The 17,814-nt window shown below is 68.8% G+C and carries 13 protein-coding genes and 2 pseudogenes; 14 read left to right on the top strand and 1 reads right to left on the bottom strand.

Annotated features, from left to right (window positions below; all coding sequences use genetic code 11):
- Positions 1-2 precede the first annotated feature (2 nt).
- The 12 genes and pseudogenes from PKB_RS13535 to PKB_RS13480 all read left to right on the top strand — a co-directional run bounded on the left by PKB_RS13535 (position 3) and on the right by PKB_RS13480 (position 13,976).
- On the top strand, positions 3-1,034 hold the full coding sequence (locus tag PKB_RS13535) for a polysaccharide biosynthesis/export family protein (protein ID WP_043252474.1): 1,032 nt from the start codon (positions 3-5) through the stop codon (positions 1,032-1,034).
- Positions 1,035-1,047: 13 nt separating this feature from the next.
- Positions 1,048-2,640: a GumC family protein gene (locus PKB_RS13530; protein WP_043252472.1), complete on the top strand. Its 1,593-nt coding sequence runs from the start codon at positions 1,048-1,050 to the stop codon at positions 2,638-2,640.
- A gap of 64 nt (positions 2,641-2,704) precedes the next feature.
- A complete protein-coding gene (locus PKB_RS13525) occupies positions 2,705-3,703 on the top strand; it encodes a glycosyltransferase family 4 protein (RefSeq protein WP_084166798.1) in 999 nt (332 codons plus the stop codon).
- Entirely contained in the window at positions 3,700-5,073 is a 1,374-nt protein-coding gene (locus PKB_RS13520) for an O-antigen ligase family protein (RefSeq protein WP_043252469.1), read from the top strand. Before PKB_RS13525 ends, PKB_RS13520 begins: the two co-directional genes overlap by 4 nt.
- A pseudogene (locus PKB_RS13515) lies at positions 5,070-6,027 on the top strand (glycosyltransferase). Before PKB_RS13520 ends, PKB_RS13515 begins: the two are co-directional and overlap by 4 nt.
- Positions 6,020-7,159 carry a glycosyltransferase gene (locus tag PKB_RS13510; RefSeq protein ID WP_043252467.1) on the top strand — a complete coding sequence of 380 codons (1,140 nt, stop codon included), beginning with the start codon at positions 6,020-6,022 and terminating at the stop codon, positions 7,157-7,159. The pseudogene PKB_RS13515 and the gene PKB_RS13510 overlap by 8 nt, the downstream one beginning before the upstream one ends.
- A gap of 7 nt (positions 7,160-7,166) precedes the next feature.
- The gene (locus PKB_RS13505; protein ID WP_043252466.1) at positions 7,167-8,153 is read left to right on the top strand and encodes a polysaccharide deacetylase family protein; all 987 of its coding nucleotides are present in this window, start codon (positions 7,167-7,169) and stop codon (positions 8,151-8,153) included.
- The gene (locus tag PKB_RS13500) at positions 8,150-9,460 is read left to right on the top strand and encodes a lipopolysaccharide biosynthesis protein (RefSeq protein ID WP_043252465.1); all 1,311 of its coding nucleotides are present in this window, start codon (positions 8,150-8,152) and stop codon (positions 9,458-9,460) included. The genes PKB_RS13505 and PKB_RS13500 overlap by 4 nt, the downstream gene beginning before the upstream one ends.
- A complete protein-coding gene (locus PKB_RS13495) occupies positions 9,454-11,370 on the top strand; it encodes a hypothetical protein (RefSeq protein ID WP_043252463.1) in 1,917 nt (638 codons plus the stop codon). The genes PKB_RS13500 and PKB_RS13495 overlap by 7 nt, the downstream gene beginning before the upstream one ends.
- Positions 11,367-12,062: a GNAT family N-acetyltransferase gene (locus PKB_RS13490; RefSeq protein ID WP_052355277.1), complete on the top strand. Its 696-nt coding sequence runs from the start codon at positions 11,367-11,369 to the stop codon at positions 12,060-12,062. The genes PKB_RS13495 and PKB_RS13490 overlap by 4 nt, the downstream gene beginning before the upstream one ends.
- A 2-nt stretch (positions 12,063-12,064) precedes the next feature.
- The gene (locus PKB_RS13485) at positions 12,065-13,186 is read left to right on the top strand and encodes a GNAT family N-acetyltransferase (RefSeq protein ID WP_242411229.1); all 1,122 of its coding nucleotides are present in this window, start codon (positions 12,065-12,067) and stop codon (positions 13,184-13,186) included.
- Positions 13,183-13,976, top strand: a pseudogene (locus PKB_RS13480) (carbohydrate deacetylase). Before PKB_RS13485 ends, PKB_RS13480 begins: the two are co-directional and overlap by 4 nt.
- Here PKB_RS13480 and PKB_RS13475 read toward each other — a convergent pair.
- Positions 13,977-15,191, bottom strand: coding sequence for a YbfB/YjiJ family MFS transporter (locus PKB_RS13475; protein ID WP_043257293.1), 1,215 nt, complete (start codon positions 15,189-15,191; stop codon positions 13,977-13,979).
- Positions 15,192-15,364: 173 nt separating this feature from the next.
- Between PKB_RS13475 and PKB_RS13470 the strand changes: the two genes are divergently transcribed.
- Positions 15,365-15,946 (top strand): TetR/AcrR family transcriptional regulator, encoded by a 582-nt coding sequence (locus tag PKB_RS13470; protein ID WP_043252462.1) that lies wholly within the window; start codon positions 15,365-15,367, stop codon positions 15,944-15,946.
- Between the two features lie 160 nt (positions 15,947-16,106).
- On the top strand, positions 16,107-17,123 hold the full coding sequence (locus PKB_RS13465; RefSeq protein ID WP_043249792.1) for an IS110 family RNA-guided transposase: 1,017 nt from the start codon (positions 16,107-16,109) through the stop codon (positions 17,121-17,123).
- Positions 17,124-17,814 lie beyond the last annotated feature (691 nt).

The following is a 17,814-nucleotide window of genomic DNA, read 5'->3' as shown; positions in this document are numbered from 1 at the left end:
CCATGCGTAATCCATCCATTGTTCTTGCCTGCCTGGTGCTCGCCCTGAGCGGATGCGGCAGCAATCCGCATGACAAGACCACCCCGGTGAGCATTCTCAGCGCCGAACAAGGCAAGGCTCCGCTCAGCGAAGTCGTGCCGGTCAAGCAGGTGCTGCGCCCGCAGGACGTGCTCGATGTCATCTTCCGCCTCGACACCACCCGCCAGCAGGCCTACACCCTGCAGCCGGGCGACCAGCTGGAGCTGACCTTCTACAACGCCACCCAGCTCAGCGGCAGCCGCCTGGTGATGCCCGACGGCACCGTCGACCTGCCCTACGTGCCGCCGTTGAAGGTCGCCGGGATGACGGTCGCGCAAGCCCAGCAAGTGGTCGCGCGGCACTACGCCAAGGTCCTCAAGGACAGCGAGAAGGACGTGTTCCTCTCGGTCTCCAAGCCCCTGGCGCAGACCGACAACCTGCGTAACACCCTGCTGCACCCGGTAACGGGCCTGAGCCGCGAGATCACCGTGAACTCCGACGGCCGCGCCAGCTTCCCGCTGCTCGGCACCCTGCCGCTGCAGGGCATGTCGGTGGACGAGGTGCAGAAGACCCTGGAAGACGGTTACGCCCGAGAGGCATCGAAGGTCGGCGCGGTCGTGCATGTGGACGTGCTGCTCAAGAGCACCGCGGCCAACGAGGTGTACGTGCTCGGCGAAGTTGCCCAACCCGGCGCCTACCCGATCCGTCGCCCGGTCTCGGTCCTCGAGGCGCTGGCCCTGGCGCGCGGCAGCAACGTCGGCGCACGCCTGGACCAGGTGGTGGTCATGCACCGCCGCGGCAGCAACGTCGAGGCCCGCGTCTACGACGCCAGCAAGGCCGCCGACGGCGACGCCATGCAGTTCGCCTACCTGCAGCCGGACGACTTGCTCTACGTGCCCAAGTCGCGACTGGTCGAGGCGGGCCAGCTGAGCAAGCAGATCGCCGACGTGATCCTCTTCCAGGGCATCAGCTTCGGCTTCAACTATCGCGTCGACAACAAGAACAACAACAACTGAGGAGGATGCCGGGATGATCAGAATGGAAAACTATCTGCATGAATTCCTCCGGGTGTTCTTCGCCAACGGGCGGCTGATCAAGCGCGTCTTCCTGATCTTCGCCGTGCTCACCTTGCTGGTGCCGGTGGTGTTCAAGCAGAACTTCGACATCAATGCCGAAGTCATCGTGCAGTCCAAGAAGCTCTCGCAAAGCGACGCCAACACCGCGCTGACCACCGACAGCGACAAGTTCGTGCCGCCGTCCCTGGCCGACATGGAGACCGAAAGCAACATCCTGCGCTCGCCGACGCTGATCCGCGGGACCATCGACGAGCTGCGCCAGGCCGGCCAGTTCAGCTACGCCTCCGGGCTGCTCGACACCCTGCTGTTCGAGCCGCTGCAGCGCTACCTGTTCGGGCCCCTGCACGAGCACGTGATCAACCCGCTGCGTCGCGCCGTCGGCCTGGAAGTCGACCCGCCGCGCGACACCACCCTGGACGCCTGGACCGCGCGCGCCGCCAAGGACCTCAAGGTCGACACCCTGCCCGGCTCCAACGTCATCTCGGTGGTCTACCGCAGCAGCGACCCGGCGCAGGGCACGCGCTTCGTCCAGCACCTGCTGAACAACTACCTGAAGAGTCGCCAGGAGCTGCAGTCCACCGACCTGCCGCAATCCTTCTACGAGCAGAAGAAGCTGCAGTACCAGACCCGTCTCGACGACCTCGAGGGGCAGCGCCAGAAACTGCTCGACGTGGCCGGCGCGGCGGCGCCCAAGGAAGAGATCACCTTCCGCCTGAACGCCATCAACACCGAGGAACAGGCGCTCAACCAGTACCGCGACCGCGCCCTCGAAGCTCAGAACTGGCTGACCTACCTGAACGCCAGCTTGGAACTGGCGAAGAAGGCCGGGCTGACCGACTACACCTTCCCCTTCAGCTTCGCCAACACGGTCGACAACGTTGCCTACGAGGACCGCGAGATCAAGCAACTGGGTGAACGCCTGAGCGACCAGGTGAGCCGCTACGGCGACACCGCCCAGGCCTTCCAGTCCGGCAGCCAGCCGATGCAGCAGCAACGCGAAGCGATTGCCCGCACACGCGCGCAGTTCCTGCGCGTGGTGTCCAACCGCATCCGCGAGCGCAGCAACGACCTCGCCGTGCTCAACTCGGTGATCGCGCAGAAGACCGCGCGCATCGACGAATACAAGGCCCGTGTGCGCCAGCTGCAGGAAACCGACAGCAAGCTGAGCCAGGTCGACACCGAGGTCGACGCCCTGCACAAGGCCTTCTTCACCTACACCCAGCGTTTCGAGGAAAGCCGTGGCGAACGCCTGATCGATGGTGCGCTGTCCAACGCGCGCATTCTCAGCGAGCCGGTCGAACCCACCGAGGCGGCCTTCCCCCGGCCCGGCGTGGTCATCCCCCTCGGCCTGCTGACCGGCCTGCTGCTGGCCATCGCCCTGGGCTACGTGCGCGAGTTCTTCGACCATCGCTTCAAGACCCCGGCGCAGATCCCGCAACACCTGGGCATCCCGGTGCTGATGATCATCAACGCGGTGGAAGAGAAGGAGGTCAACCCGTACAAGCGCTGGAGTTGGCCGTGGATGTTGCGCTGGGTCCGCGAGTGAGGCCGATGCCGTGAACGACATCGTCCACCTGATCCACAGCGGCGGCTTCTATGGCGCCGAGCGGATGCTGCTCGACCACTGCCGGGTCACCCCTGGCAGGCATCGGGTGGTGTTCCTCGACGCCCCGGCCGAGCTGCTCGCGCGCTTTCGCGCCGCGGGGGTGGATTGCCGCAGCTGCGCCGGCCTGGGCGAGCTGCTCGACGATCTGCGTGCGCGGCCCGGGCTGCTCAACGCCCACAACTTCCGCGCGCAGGTTTTCGCCTGGCTGTGCGCCTCGCGCCTGGACCTGCCGCTGGTGCTGACCCAGCACGGCTTCACTCCGCGCAGCCTCAAGCAGCGCATCTATACCCGTGTCAGCCTGCTGCTGTGCCGCAGTCCACGGGTGCGCCGGGTTGTCTGCGTGGCGCAGAGCATCGCCCGTCTGCATGAAAGTGCCGGGGTCCGCGCGCGCAAGGTGCTGGTGATCCCCAACGGCTTGCCGGACGAACCGGCACTGCCGGCCGGCAGCGTCAGCGAGCCACTGCTCGGCTTCGTCGGCCGGCTCAGCGCGGAAAAGGGCCCCGACCTCTTCCTCGACGCGGTCATCCCGCTGTGCCAGGAGCGCCCGCAGCTGCACGCGGTGCTGCTGGGCGACGGCCCCGAACGCGACGCCCTGGCCGCCCGCATCGCCGCCGCCGGCCTGCAGGAGCGCATCCACCTGGCCGGCTACCAGCAGGACATGCCGGCCTGGCTCGCGCGGCTGAGCGTGCTGGTGCTCAGCTCGCGCACCGAAGGCACGCCGATGATCCTCCTCGAAGCCATGCGCGCCGGCGTGCCGGTGGCAGCCTTCGGCGTCGGTGGCGTGCCCGACATGCTCGAACACGAGCGTTCTGCCTTGCTCGCCAGACCCGGCGACGTCGCAGCCCTCGGCGCCCAGGTCGCGCGGCTGCTGGACGACCGCCACTTGGCCCTGCGCCTGACCGCCGAAGCGCGGCGCCGTCAGCTCGACCAGTACCACCTCCCCACCCTGGCCCAGCGCTGGGACCAGCTTTACCTTGCCGCCGCCGGAGGCCAGCCGTCATGACCCTGCTGCCAGTGTCCTTTGGCCTCTTGCTGGGCCTGGCCTGCCTGCTCCTGCTGGCCAGCCCGTGGCCCTACCTCGCGCCCTTCGTGCTCGCCGGCCTGGTCGGCATGGCTGTGCTCTACCGGCGCCCGGTCTGGGGCCTGCTCGGCCTGGTGGTGCTGGTGCCCTTCGAGGGCCTGTTCCGCGACTATGAGTTGTCCGGCGCCAAGCTGGTCGGCGCCGGGCTGATCCTGGTGCTGGTCCTGCAGCTGCTGCAAAGGCGCCTGCCCGAGACCCGCCTGGGCAGCAACCTCTGGCGCGCCCTGCTGCCTTTCCTGCTCTGCGTGCTGCTGAGCCTGGCGTTCAGCGAAAACCTCGAGGTGTCGCTGGACAACCTGCGCGAGCTGGCGATCGGCATGACGCTGTTCGGCATCACCCTGCTGATCGGCCGCGAGCTGAACCTGTTGCTGCTCTGCCGCCTGCTCGCGCTGAGCGTGGCAGCCACCAGCGCCATCGCCCTCTATTCGGTGAAATACCAGGTCGGCGGCCGCGCCATCGGCCTGCTGCAGGACGCCAACTACTTCGCCCTGCTGATCGCCGTGGCCGTGCCGCCGGCCCTGCTCCTGCTTCTGCGCGCCAAGGGTCTGGCCGAGCGCCTGCTGTGGCTCGCGGTGCTGGTCGTGCTGTTCGCCGGCATGACCAAGACCGATTCGCGCTCCGGCCTGCTCGTGGTGCTGTTGACCTGCGCGATCTGCGCCTGGCACCACCGCTCGCGGCTTCGCCTGATCCGGCCGCGGCATCTGGGCTTCGTCATGCTCGGCGCGGCCATCGTGGTGCCGCTGACCGTGGCCACCCTGCCCGATGCCTATATCGAACGCATCAAGCTGCTCGGCGCGCTCAGCTCCGGGGTGAACGCCCACCAGGACGCCTCCCTCGGCCGCCGCGCCAGTTACGTGGTGGTCGGCACGCGCATGATCGGCGACGCGCCGCTGCTCGGCGCAGGCCCCGGCACCTTCCCGCTGCACTATGCCAAGACCGGCTACGCCAAGGCTTTCAACGAGGGCTTCAGCGTGCCCGACCTTTACCGCCGGGCGCACAACACCTACCTCGAACTGTTCGCCGAGGTCGGCATCCCCGGCGGGCTGGCGTTCGTCGCCCTGATCCTGATGGGCCTGCGCAACTTCCAGTGCGCCCGTCGCGCCTGGCTTGCCGCCGGCGACCAGTCGCGCGCCGATCTCGCCACGCACCTGGGCCTGTGCCTGCTGAGCATCGCGTTGTTCCTGCTGTTCCTCAGCATCCCCAACCACAAGTACCTCTGGATGTTCCTCGCCCTGTCGAGTGTCCTGCGCCTGCAGGCCGAGGGCCGTGAACTGCCCTGGAAGGCATCATGAAACGCATCAGCATCGTCATCCCGATGTACAACGAGGCGCGGCACATCGGCCACACCCTCGATTGCGCGCGCCGTGCGGCGGAACGCGCCGGCCTGGAGTGCGAACTGCTGGTGGTCGACAACGGTTCCGACGACGACGGCCCACGCATTGCCAGCGAGCATGGTGCGCAGGTGCTGCGCCATCCCGGGCTGGCCATCGGCGCCCTGCGCAATCGCGGGGCGCAAGCCGCCAGCGGCGACTGCCTGGCCTTCATCGATGCCGACATCGAAGTGCCCGGCGACTGGCTGAAACGGTGGCGGCAGGTCCACGAGGATCGTCGCGCCGACGTGCTCGCACTGGACTGCGACACCCCCGCCCAAGCCCCCTGGTTCGCCCGCGCCTGGCAGCGCCGCCGCCGCCCGCCACGGCAGCCTGCGCGAGTGGCTGCCGACGCCCAATCTGTGCCTGGAGCGACGCTGGTTCGAGGCCGTGGGCGGCTTCGACGAGCACCTGCGTAGCGGCGAAGACAAGGACTTCGGCCTGCGCCTGAACCGCGCCGGCGCCCGGCAGATGTGCCTGTCACAGCCACGCGCGCTGCACTGGGGCTATGAGGCCAGCTGGCGCGAATGGCTGGGCAAGGAGCTGTGGCGACAGGGCAGCCACCTGCAACTGCTGCGCAGCCAGGGTGCGAGCGCGCGCCTGCTGCGCTTCCCGCTGCTGTGCCTGGGCGTGCTGCTGCTCAGCCTGGGCACGCTGATCGAGCTGGTCGCGATTCAGGGTTCGCTGGCCCTGCTGTTGCTACTGCCGGGCCTGCTCGCCGCGCTGCTGCTCGCCTTCCGCCAGGCCTGGCGACACCTGGACGCGGGACTGATGCTTCAGCTCTGGCCGCTACACTGGATTCGCCTGCACCTCGGCGGAGCGGCCCTGCTCCTCAGCCTGTTCAAGCGCGACGCACGGAGGCCCGCCCGTGGCTGAAACCCTGTTCTGGCTCTGCCTGCTGCTGCCCATCTACGCCTACCTCGGCTATCCCCTTGGCCTGGCACTGCTCGCCTGGCGCACCCCGCGCGCAGAGATCCCGGCGCAAGCCCCGGCGCTGTCGGTGAGCCTGGTCATCGCTGCGCACAACGAGGCCCAGCACATCGCGCAGAAGCTCGATGTCCTGCTGCACCAGGATTACCCGGCTACGGCCCTGGAAATCATCCTCGCCAGCGACGGCTCCGACGACGACACCGTGCGCATCGCGCGGGCCCTCGGCGATCCGCGCGTGCGCGTGCTCGACCTGCCGCGGGTCGGCAAGGTGGAGGCGCTGAACCAGGCCGTGGAGCTGGCACGACACGAAGTCCTGGTATTCACCGACGCCGATAACCAATGGTCCGCCGACACCCTGCGCGAGCTGCTCGCACCGCTGGCTGATCCCCAGGTCGGCGCATGCGGCGGGCACATGCTCATCCCCACGCGCGGCCATGCGCTGAGCCTGGGCGACCAGCTGTATCGCCACTACGAACTCTGGCTGCGCCGCGCCGAGAGCCGCACCGGCTGCATGGTCTCCGCCGACGGCGCGCTGCTGGCCCTGCGCCGCGAGCTGTTCGAGGCGATCCCGCCGCAGGTCAACGACGACTTCTTCCTCAGCACCTGCGCCAGCGTGGCCGGCAAGCGCATCGCCTACGCCGAGCGGGCGCGCGTGCTCGACCAGGGGGTCGACGAGGCTGGCAAGCAGTTCCGCCGCCGCCTGCGGGTCACCGTCGGCGGCCTGCAGAGCCTGGCCGTGCGCGCCGAACTGATGAACCCGCTGCGCCACGGCCGCTACGCTATCGCCCTGATCAGTCACAAGCTGGTTCGCCGCCTGGCGCCGGTCCTGCTGCTGCCGCTGCTGGCCAGCAACCTGCTGTTGTGGGACGCCGGTACCTTCTACCGCCTGAGCCTGCTCGCGCAGTTGCTCGGCTATGCCGTGGGCCTGGCCGGTTTGCTCGACCGCGACGGGCGCCTGCCGAAACCGTTCCACCTGGCCGGCTTCCTCCTGGTGACCCTGGCCGGCATGGCCGCCGGACTCTGGCAGTTCCTGCGCGGCGAACGCTACGCGCTGTGGAACCCGCAGCAGAATCGCTGAGGTAAACATGCGCCAACAGATCAAGCGCCTCGCCGGCACGGCCTACCTGCACTCCCCCATGGGCCGCCGGCGCCTGCGCGGCGCCGGGGTGGTGCTGATGCTGCACCGCGTCCTGGCCGACGACAGCGAAGCCGCGCTGCCGCACCGCCGCGCGCTGTGCATCGGCCGGCAGAGCTTCGAGCACCTGCTGCAATGGCTCGGCCGCCACTTCGACTGCGTGCCGCTGGCCGAGCTGCTGGAGCGCCCGCACGGCGCTCGGCCGCGCGTGGCGCTGAGCTTCGACGACGGTTGGCGCGACAACGCGGAACAGGCCTTCCCGCTGCTGCAACGCTACGGCATGCCGGCGAGCATCTTCCTCTCCACTGACTTCATCGGCAGCCACCAGCGCTTCTGGTGGGAGGCCATCGGCGAGGGCCTGTGGCGCGACCCCGCGGCGGTTCCCGCGTTGATCGCCAGCCTCGCCGAACTCGGCCATCCGTTGCCGGCACTGTTGCGCGAACCCGGCCACAGCGCGGAACGCAGTGCCGCCCTCGCTGCCTACCTGCAACAGCTCAAGGCACTGGCCCCGACCACCCTGCAGCAGCTTGCCGACAGCTGCCCGCCGGCGCCGCACGCGGAAACCCTCGACTGGAGCCAGGTACGCGACCTGGAAGCCTCGGGCCTTGTGCGTTTCGGCCCCCACGGCGCCAGCCATTCGATCCTCACCCAGCTCGACGGCGCCGCCCTGGCCGAAGACCTGGAGCGCTCTCGGCGAACCCTCGCCGAACACTGCGCGCAACCGCTGGCGGTGTACTGCTACCCCAACGGCGACCACAGTCCGCAAGTGCGCGAGGCCGTCGCCGCACTCGGCTACCGCCACGCCCTGGCCACCCGCCCCGGCCTGGTCGACGGCCGCAGCGAGGCCCTCGGCCTGCCGCGCATCGATGTTGGCCAGCAGGCAGCGCGTGATCCATCGCTGCTGGCCTGGCGCATCTTCCGCGGAGCCCAGGCATGAAGGAGGGAGGCTTCGTCCGCAGCATGCTCTACAGCACCGCGACACGGGTGGCGATGATCGCCCTGCGGCTGCTGCGCAACATTCTCCTGGCGCGCCTGCTCGGGCCGGCCGATCGCGGCCTGTTCGCGCTCTTCAGCACCCTGCCCGACCTGATCGGCGCCCTCACCAGCGGCGGGCTCAATACCGCCGTCGGCTACCAGGCGGCGCGGCACAAGCCGCTCGGTGTGCTGCTGACCCAGGTGCTCGTCTACGGCTGCCTGGTGTCGACCCTGTTCACCCTGCTCTTCGTGGTGGTGATGCGCACGGTCGGCGTCGACCTCGCGCTGTCCCAGGACCTCGGCCTGCTGGCCTGGCTGCTGTTGCTCGCGGTGCCGCTGGCGGTGCTCAAGAGCGGCCTGCTGACCCTGCACAACGCCGATGGCCAGGTGAATGCCTATAACGTGATGCGCCTGCTCGAATCCTTCCTGCCGCTGGTGCTGTTCGTCGGCCTCTGGCTGCTCTGGCGCGATGCGCCCCTACGCGCGGCGGTGGCGAGCTGGCTGGCCGGGCTGGCGCTGGTGATAGTGGTCGGGGTGATCTGGATGGCGCGGCTGCACAGCATCCGCCTGCGCTGGGAACGCTCCGAACAGGGCGAGCTGCTGCGCTACAGCGGGCGCAGCCACCCGAATGTGATCTTCCAGGAGATGCTGCTGCGCGCCGACTACCTGCTGATCGGCTCCATGCTGCCGCCCTCGGCGCTGGGCGAATACGCCCTCGCCAGCGCGGCGGCCGAGTTGCTGCTGATCGTTCCCGAGGCGGTGACCACGCCGCTGATGAAGCGCCTGCTGCAACAGGGCGAAGGCATCGACGAACTCACCCCCTTTGCCCTGCGCCTGACCGCCACCGTGATGCTCGTCGCCTGCATCGGCATGGCGATCATTGGCGAATGGTTGATAGTGCTGATGTTCGGCGCGCCCTACGCGCCCGCCTACCCGGCCCTGCTGGCGCTGCTGCCGGGGCTGTTCGGCCTCTGCTACGCGAGCATCCTGCGCCTGGACCTGCTGGGCAAGCAGCGACCCGGCGCGCTGTCGATCATGATGGGCCTGGCCGTGCTGCTGAACCTGGTGCTCAACGTCGTGCTCATCCCGCCGCTGGGCATCGTCGGCTCGGGCATCGCCTCCTCGATCGCCTACCTGGCCGTGGCCGTGGCGATGCTGGCGCTGTACTGCCGGATCAGCGGCGTGCCCTGGCAGCGCACGCTGATCCTGCTGCCCGAAGACGTGCGCCAGCTGCGCGCCATGCTGCAAGCCCGGGAGGCGGCATGCTGAGAGCGCTGCTCGGCCTTGGTGCAGCCCTGCTCGCCTCCCTCGCCCTGGCGGACAGCCCGACCTGGAGCGGCCTGCGCGACGGCGTGCTGTACCTGCGACCGAGCGCCTGGGAACAGCTCGACATCCGCTGGCGCCCGGCCTGGCAGGCCGAGGCCAACCACGAGCAGCTGTACCTGCTCGATGGCAGCGGGCGCCTGGTCCGCCAGCTCGACATCCCGCCCGGCGGCGAGCGCGGCGAACAGCGCCTGGACCTGCCCACCGGCGCCGGTGACTACGCCCTCCACGTGCCCGGCTACAGCTTCCGCAGCTACGACGTCAGCCACGGCGAGGCCAGCGCCTCGCAGTTCGAGCCGGCGAAACTGCACTTCTGCGCCGAGGTCGGCGACGGCACCCAGCTGTACTTCCGCGTCGGCCCCGACGAAAACGTGCAGCTCGCCGGCAAGCACTACGGCGGGGTCCATGGCCTGCGCGCCACACGCCTGAGCGATGGCATGCAGGTCGAGCTCGCGTTGAAGCGCCACGACGCTTACGCCGAGTACGACAAGGCCAGTCTGCCGCTGTCGGCGCGCGAGGAAACCTGGCGCCTGGAGCTGCAAGGCAGCGGCAAGGCGGCCTTCTGGCTGGACGGCACCGCCAACCTCTTCGCGCTGTCGGCCAAGGCGCTGTTCCGCCCGCAATGGCAGCCTGGCCAGGTCGTCCTGACCCTCGGCGACAAGGATCTCGGCCCGGCGCCGCGCCTGGGCACCGCCCTGCCCTATGGCGTGCCGGACGCCACCGGCATGCAGCAGCTGGCAACCATCAATGGCAAGGCGGGCGGCTACTACAGCTTTGTCGACGTGCTGCCGCGCCAACCGCAGCGGGAGATCGCCTTCCGCCAGGCGTTCCAGCAGCAGCTGGGCATCGACCAGGACATCACCCTGCTGGCCGGCACCGGCCGCCGCGCCGTGCTCGACGCCGACCCGCAGACCTTCGCCGGTCTCGACGCCTGGCTGGCCGACAGCGCGCGCCTGCCGGGCAAGGGCCTGCACTACCTGGCCTTCGCCGACGAGCCGAACCTCAACTACCCCGACTACGAAAGCTTCGCCCGCTACTTCGACGCCATGCTCCAGCGCGTGCGCGCCAACCCCGGCGCCCGCGCCGCCGGCGTGCGCATCGCCATGCCGGCCAGTTCGCGCCTGCTCGACGGGCCCTTCCGCCCCGGCGCCGAGCAGCGCCGCGGGCTGGACTGGGCACGCCAGTTGCTGGCCGCGCATGGCGACGAGATCGACGCACTGGCCTGGCACGAATGGATGCAGCGCGACCTGCTCGCCACCCGCCGCTACCGCGACAGCGTGCGCCAGGCCGCCGACCTGGTCGGCCTGAACCTCGACGGCCGGCCGCGCAAGGCACTGCTGCTCGACCAGACCAACATCTCCAGCGGCGACTCGCTGAGCCCCTACCAGCAGAACAGCCAGTACGCCGCGCTGTGGTGGGCCTCGGTGGTGTTCAACGCGTCCCAGGACGGCCTGCTCGACATGCTCCTGTGGTTCCAGGCGCAGGACGAGGACGCCTACACCAAGGGCATGCTGCGCGAAGACGCCGCGGCCTCGCCCAAGCCGGTGGCCCTGGCCCAGCATTTCCTCCTGCAGCACTGGCTGGGCCACGTGCAGGCACTGGACAACTCCGCCTTCGAGGTAGACGCCCTGGCACTGCGCGACGGCAAGCGCCACAGCCTGCTGGGGGTGAACAAGGGTGTGCGGCAGCAGGCCGTGGAAGTCGCCGGAGGCGCGCTGTGCGCCGCCCGGCCGAGCCTGCGCCTGTTCGACAGCCAGGGATTGGAGCGCGACTGGCCGTTGACCTGCGAGAACGACCGGGCGCGCTTCGATCTGCCGGGCGAAAGCCTCTTCGCCCTGCGCTGGGAGGCCACATGATCCGCTTGCGCCACCTTGCCGCCACCCTGCAGCGTCGCGGCCTGCTGGGCACCCTGCAGCTGCTGCTGGAGCGGGTGCTGTTCAAGCACTGGGAACTGCTGGGCGTCGAACGGCGCCTGGACAAGCCGCTGGCGTTGCCGTCGGACCTGCAGTCGCCGCCGGCGCGGCAGATCACTGCCGAGCTGCTGCCGGCCTTCGAGCGCCGTTTCGCCAGCTACCTGCCGGCGATCCGCGCCATGCTCGGCCAGAACCTGCTTGGCCTCGCTCACCTCGACTCGCGCGGCGACGCCTTCGCCATGGTCTGGATCAGCGAACAGGACTACTTCGACGCCGGGCACTACCGCTGCTGGATGCGCGTACCGCCCGGTTGCATCTACCAGTTCGCCGGCGCGGTTGCCGAGAGCTATCGCGGCAACGGTCTGGCGCTGCTGGGCATGCAACGGGTCTGGGAGCATTACCACGCCCAGGGCTTCCACAGCACCCGCGCGCACGTGGACGTGCGCAACCTGCCGGCGCTCTGCCTGCACCAGCGCCTGGGTTTCCGCGAGACCGGCGAGAGCCTGCACGTCTACCGCCTGTTCAACTGCCTGTACTTCAACCGCCGCAGCCGCAGCCGCGAACCGCGCCTGGCGGCCCTGTGCGCCGCCGCCAACCATACCGGGCCGAGCATGGCCGGCCAGAAAGGAATCTGAACATGCGCCTGCAGTGGTGCCGCAGCCTGGCCGCCGCCGACTTCCCCCGCGACGACTACGAAGCGCTGCGCCAGCGCGTCGAGCAAGCCACCCCGTTCAACCGCCTGGGCTGGCTGCAAGGGGCCGAGGGAGCGCTGTCGCCCGGCCAGGACCTGCACGTGCTGCTCGGCTGGGACGGCCCGCGGCTGGTGCTCTGCCTGCCGCTGCTGGATTGCCGTGAACGCCGCGCCGGCCTGCCGTTCCGCGTGGTGCGCCACCTCGGTTATCCGCTGGCCGACCGCATCGCCCTGCTCATCGATGCCGGTCAGCAAGCGGCACTGGACGAAGTGCTGCAGTGCATCCGCCGCGACCTGCCGCACGCCCTGCTGCAACTCAGCGAACTCCCCGCTGAGCCCACCCAGCGCGCGCCTTACGAAGCCTGGGCGCAGGCCAGCTGGTTCGCCGAGCGGCGCCCCAGCTGCCGCGCGCCGGTCCACCAGATTGGCGAGGACGACCGCCGCGAACCCAGCGGCGACCTGCGCTACAAGCTGCGCAAGGCGCGCCGGCGCTGCGAGGAAATAGGCGCGCGGGTGGTTCGCGTATGCCCCGATGCGAGCAGTGCGCCAGCGCTGATCGAGGCCATCGCCGAGGTGGAGCAACGCAGCTGGAAAGGTGACGAAGGCGTCGGCATCTTTTCCGGCGCCCAGCGTCGTCATTGGATGGACCAGGCATTGCGCGGGCTGGCCGCCGAGAACTGCCTGCGCGTGGTGCTGCTGGAGCACGAGGGCCGGGTGATCAGCTACCGCCTCGGCCTGTTCGACCAGGGCCGTCTCTATGACTACAACCTGGCCTTCCTGCCCGAATACGCCGCCCTCGGCGCCGGGCGCATGCTGCTGGACGAGTGGCTGCGCTGGGGCCTGGAAGAAGGCTGGCAATGGCTCGACGCCTCGCGGGTGCGCCTGCGCGGCTCCAACCACCAGCTGCACGAGCGCCAGACCGGCGAGGTCGAGCACCTGCGCTGGAGCTTCTATTCGCGGCGCCCCAGCGGCCTCGCCCTGGGCCTGGCCTATGGCGCCTGGCGCCAGCTCAAGCCGCACCTGCAACGCTGGCGCCAGGCGGCGCCCAGCGCGGAGCCGAGCCCATGACCCAGAGCCACCTGGCCATCGTCAACGCCGACGACTTCGGCCTGAACGACGACGAGAACCGCGTGATAGTCGCGGCCTTCGCCGACGGGCTGATCAGTTCGGCGACCGCCATGGCGAACATGCCGGCCTTCACCGCCGCCTGCGCACTGGCGCACGAGCGCGGCTTCGCCGACAGCGTCGGCCTGCATTTCAACCTGACCTACGGCCTGCCATTGAGCGCGGCGATCCGCAGCCAGCGGCTGGTCTGCGACAGCGCCGGACAGTTCGACCTGAGCCTGCCCCGCCACGCCCTGCGCCTTCCCGCCGACGCCGCCGAAGCGGTGCGCGGCGAGCTGCAGGCGCAGTGGCAGGCCTGCCTGGCCCAGGGCATGGCCCCAGCCATATCGACTCGCACCAGCACGTGCACAACCTCTGGCCCATCGCCCCGCTAGTTGCGGGTTTCGCTGCCGAACAGGGCGTGCCGGTGCGACTGGCGCGCAACCTGGGGCGCAACATCGGACCGGTGAAACGTGCCTTCAAGCTGCTGCTCAATCGCCGCCTGGCGGGTATTGCCGGCTGCACGGCGAACTGGGTTTGCACCCCGCGCGACCTGCGCGACGGCGTGCGGCTCGGCGGGCCGCTGGAGATAGTCGCCCACCCTACCCAACTCGCCGATGGCGATTTCGGCGACGCCTACCTCCCGGATGGCGAGTCCCTCCGCACACTGCTCGACAAGGCGCTGGCCGGCTATCGGCGCATCTCCTATCGCGAGCTGGTGGCGCTCGGCGGAACGGCCGAGCGCTGCTGCTGATCAGTCGGCCAGTTCCACGCTTTCGCGGCGCTGCCCGAGCAGCAGAGGGACTTCGGCGAGCAACGTCAGCACCACTGCACACCCAGCCAGCGCGAACAGCTCGCGGTGATTGCCGCCGCTGCTGGCGAACAGGTACGAGTAGGCATAGCCGGCCAGTGCCTGGAACAGCGCAAAGATCACCGTGGCACGGCTCCAGGCGGCGCCCTGGGCAACGGCGTCGGTCGGAAGCGCCTGCTGCACGCGGCCGAGGGTGAGCGGCACTATGCCCGGCGGGAAGCTGCCGATTACCAGCACAGCCGCGACCAGCACCGCTGGCTGTTGCGAGAGCACCAGCGCAGCTACCGCAATCACCTGAGCCAGCAGCGCGATGCGAGTGCTCGCAGCGACGCCGATGCGATCGGCCAGCACGCCGTAGCTCATCGGCCCGGCAATGGCGCCGAGTCCGTAGACCACCCAGAACAGTGCGGCGGAATGCGTGCCCCACTGCAGCCCTCGCGCCACGTAATCGACCAGGAACACCATCATCGGCACCAGCGTGACGGCCATCAGCGCGTACTGCGCGTAGATCAGGCGCAGCACCGGTGGCACCGCAACTTTCGCCTGCGCGCGGCTGGCTGCCGGCAGACGCGGCGCATGCGGCCAGCCGGCCCAGGCGATGACGGTCAACAGCAGCGAGAGCGCGCCCAGGCCGATCCAGGTCTGCCGCAGGCCCATCTCCAGCAGCAACGGCACCAGGGTGCCGGAGCCGGCGATGCCCAGGCCCAGGCCGAGGAACACCGCGCCGCTGGCCAGGCCCTTGCGTTCGCCGGGAATGAACGGCAGCACGGTGCCCGCCGCCAGGACCATGATGGCGCCGCCGGCCAGGCCGGAGAGGAAACGCCAGAGGAAGAACCAGGCCACCGACAGCGGGAAGGCACAGGCGACGAACGCCAGCGAGGCAAGCAGCATCATCAGCTGCAGCGCCACGCGCGGCGCCAACCTGCGCGCCAGCGGGCGGCCGACCAACGCGCCGGCCAGGTAGCCGACCAGGTTGGCGGCGCCGAGGTAGACCACGTCATTGGCGGCGAACCAATGGGCTTCGATCAGCGAAGGAATCAGGGGCGTGTAGGCAAAGCGCGCAAGGCCGATACCGACCAGGCTGGCGCACAAGCCGGCGAGGATTGCGTGCAAGGGATGCGGCTGGCGCTGCGCCGCCGCGGGGTTTGCTGGGTTCATGTCGGAATGTCCGCTGGCAAGTGGGAACGGCGCCATGCGCCGGCCGGGAGGCTTCGCCGGGCGCTCTCCTGTGGCCCTCGAAGCAATCTTTGACATGCATGTCATGATTGACAGTGTTGACATGTTTAACAGGCATGTCAACATTCGTCCGTTCACCACTCCCGGAGTCGCCCATGGCAGGCGTGAAGCAATTCGACGAAGACCAGGCGCTGGAACGCGCCCTCGAGGTGTTCTGGCAGCAGGGGTTCGCCGCCACCTCCATGCAGGACCTGGCGCAGGCCACCGGCGTGCTGCGCGGTTCGCTGTACAACGCCTATGGCGACAAGCAGGCGATGTTCCTGGAGGTCTTCCGCCGCTACCAGGAACGCTTCTTCGTGGCCGTGCGCGAGTTGCTCGCGAGCCAGCCCGCGGATGCGGCATTGGCGGCCTTCTTCGACTTCATCATCGAATCGATGACCAGCGGCGACCCCTCGCGCGGCTGCCTGACGACCAAGACGGCGACCGACGAAACCGCCATGGCCGAGCCGATCCGCGAAGCCCTGCGCGCCTTCCTCGACGGGCTGGAAGCGTTGCTCCACGAACGCTTTGACCAGGACGACGCCCGCGCGCTGCTGAACCTGGAGCCCGACCTGGCCGCGCGCCTGGTGGTCACCCTGACCCGCGGCATCGTCGTCATCGAGCGCGTGTATCAGGACCCGCAACGCCTGCGCGAAGCAGCCAATGCGCTGCTGGCGGTGCTGTTCAAGCGCGCCTGAAATCCCGACTCCCGTAGGAGCGAGGGGGACGCCTAGTTCTTGCTCGCGAACCGCACGGCACGAATGCCGACCCCGTAGGGCAATGAAATGGACTCCTCCCTCCTACGGCGTCAAGCGCCAGACTGATGGTGTAGCCACAAGTCCCGGAGGGGGAGTCAGCATGAACATTAGTCGCGTTGGTCTGGATCTGGCAAAGCAGGTATTTCAGGTGCACGGCGTCGATAGCCACGAGCGCGTGGTGTGCCGGCGGCAGCTCAAGCGGGCGCAGATGCTGGATTTCTTTCGCCAGCTGGCACCCTGCCTGGTGGCGATGGAGGCCTGCGGCAGTGCGCACTATTGGGCGCGAGAGCTGCAGGGGCTGGGGCACGAGGTCCGCTTGATTGCACCGCAGTTCGTCAAACCTTACGTCAAGGGTGACAAACACGATGCCCACGATGCCGAAGCGATCTGCGAGGCGGCCAGCCGTCCGAGCATGCGCTTTGTGCCGGTGAAGAGTGCGCAGCAGCAGGCCGGGCAGTCCGTGCATCGCATTCGCAGCCGTCTGGTCCGGGCCCGTACGGCACTGTGCAACGAAATTCGCGGCTTGCTCGGCGAATTCGGCCTGGTCGCCAGCCGACGCGGGCGCGCGGCGACGGTCGAACTGCTCGAGACGGTCACCGCTGCCGAGCCGGTGCCCTTGCCGGCGCCGATGGGCGAGTTGTTGAGCGGCTTGAAAGAGGAGTTGCAGGCGCTGGATGCCCGCATCGAGCGACTGGAGCGAGTGATCAAGCGCAGTGCGCGCGAGGATGCGCGCATCCAGCGCCTGCTGGCCGTGGAAGGCATCGGCCCGCTCACCGCCAGCGCGGTGGTGGCAGCGGTCGGCGATGCCCGGCAATTCCGCACGGCGCGTCAGTTCGCGGCCTGGCTGGGCCTGGTGCCACGGCAACACTCCACGGGCGGGCAGCAGCGCCTGGGCGGGATCACCAAGCGTGGCGATACCTACCTGCGCACCCTGTTCACCCATGGCTCCCGCTCGGTCGTACGCTGTTGCGCCAACAAGACCGATGCTCGCAGTCGCTGGCTGCAAGGCCTGTTGCAACGATGCAATGCCAACGCCGTCGCCGTTGCCCTGGCCAACAAGAATGCCCGGATCGTCTGGGCCCTGCTCAGTCGGGAAACCACCTACCAACCCGCCTGAGCGTTACCGGCAACACCGCTGTAGAAACGCTCCACCACGATTGCACAGTGAATGGCATTGATGACGAACCGGTCGAACCGGCCTGTATGAAACCTGGGTTATCCGCGGGCTCCCTGCTGCCGTGAAGCAAAGCCGTTAGGGCGATCAGACATACAGGCGCGCATTTCATCAGGGCTCGGGAGCTGCCACACCGCTCCATGAAGCCGGATATACGGACGCAGTCGTACCTAGGTTCGAAATCCCCGCCAAACACTGGCAAACCGGGAGGAGTCCATATACGAATAACCCCGAAGGGGTTATCCGCCGTTTTCGTGCCGAGCGGCGGCGCATAACCGCGAACGCGGTTATGCGCCCTACGGAGGGATCGGTACGAGGGATTTTCGAGCCCGTAGGAGCGCTGGACGCCCGCTGGAGAAACTCTCTCCATTTCCAATTAGGGAAATGTCCTACGCTGCGACTGCATTGCGGTCCTACAGGCTTCCTGCGTAGTTTTCGCCCGCCGCGATTTTGTCGCGGCCAGGCGTAGAAACCTGTGTAGAAAAAGCGCTGTAGCAAAGAGGGTCCGGTCGTGAAGACCGGCCCCTCTTTGGCTGTCTATGGCGGACCGTGCAAGGCGGACTTCGGTCCGGCCGGTCTTTCTACCCGGTTTTCTACCCTTGCACGGTCCGCCTCCCTACTCCCGGTATTCCCG

The organism is Pseudomonas knackmussii B13 (assembly GCF_000689415.1).
Classification (GTDB): Bacteria; Pseudomonadota; Gammaproteobacteria; order Pseudomonadales; family Pseudomonadaceae; genus Pseudomonas; species Pseudomonas knackmussii.
This window is presented reverse-complemented; position numbering and strand designations above follow the sequence as displayed.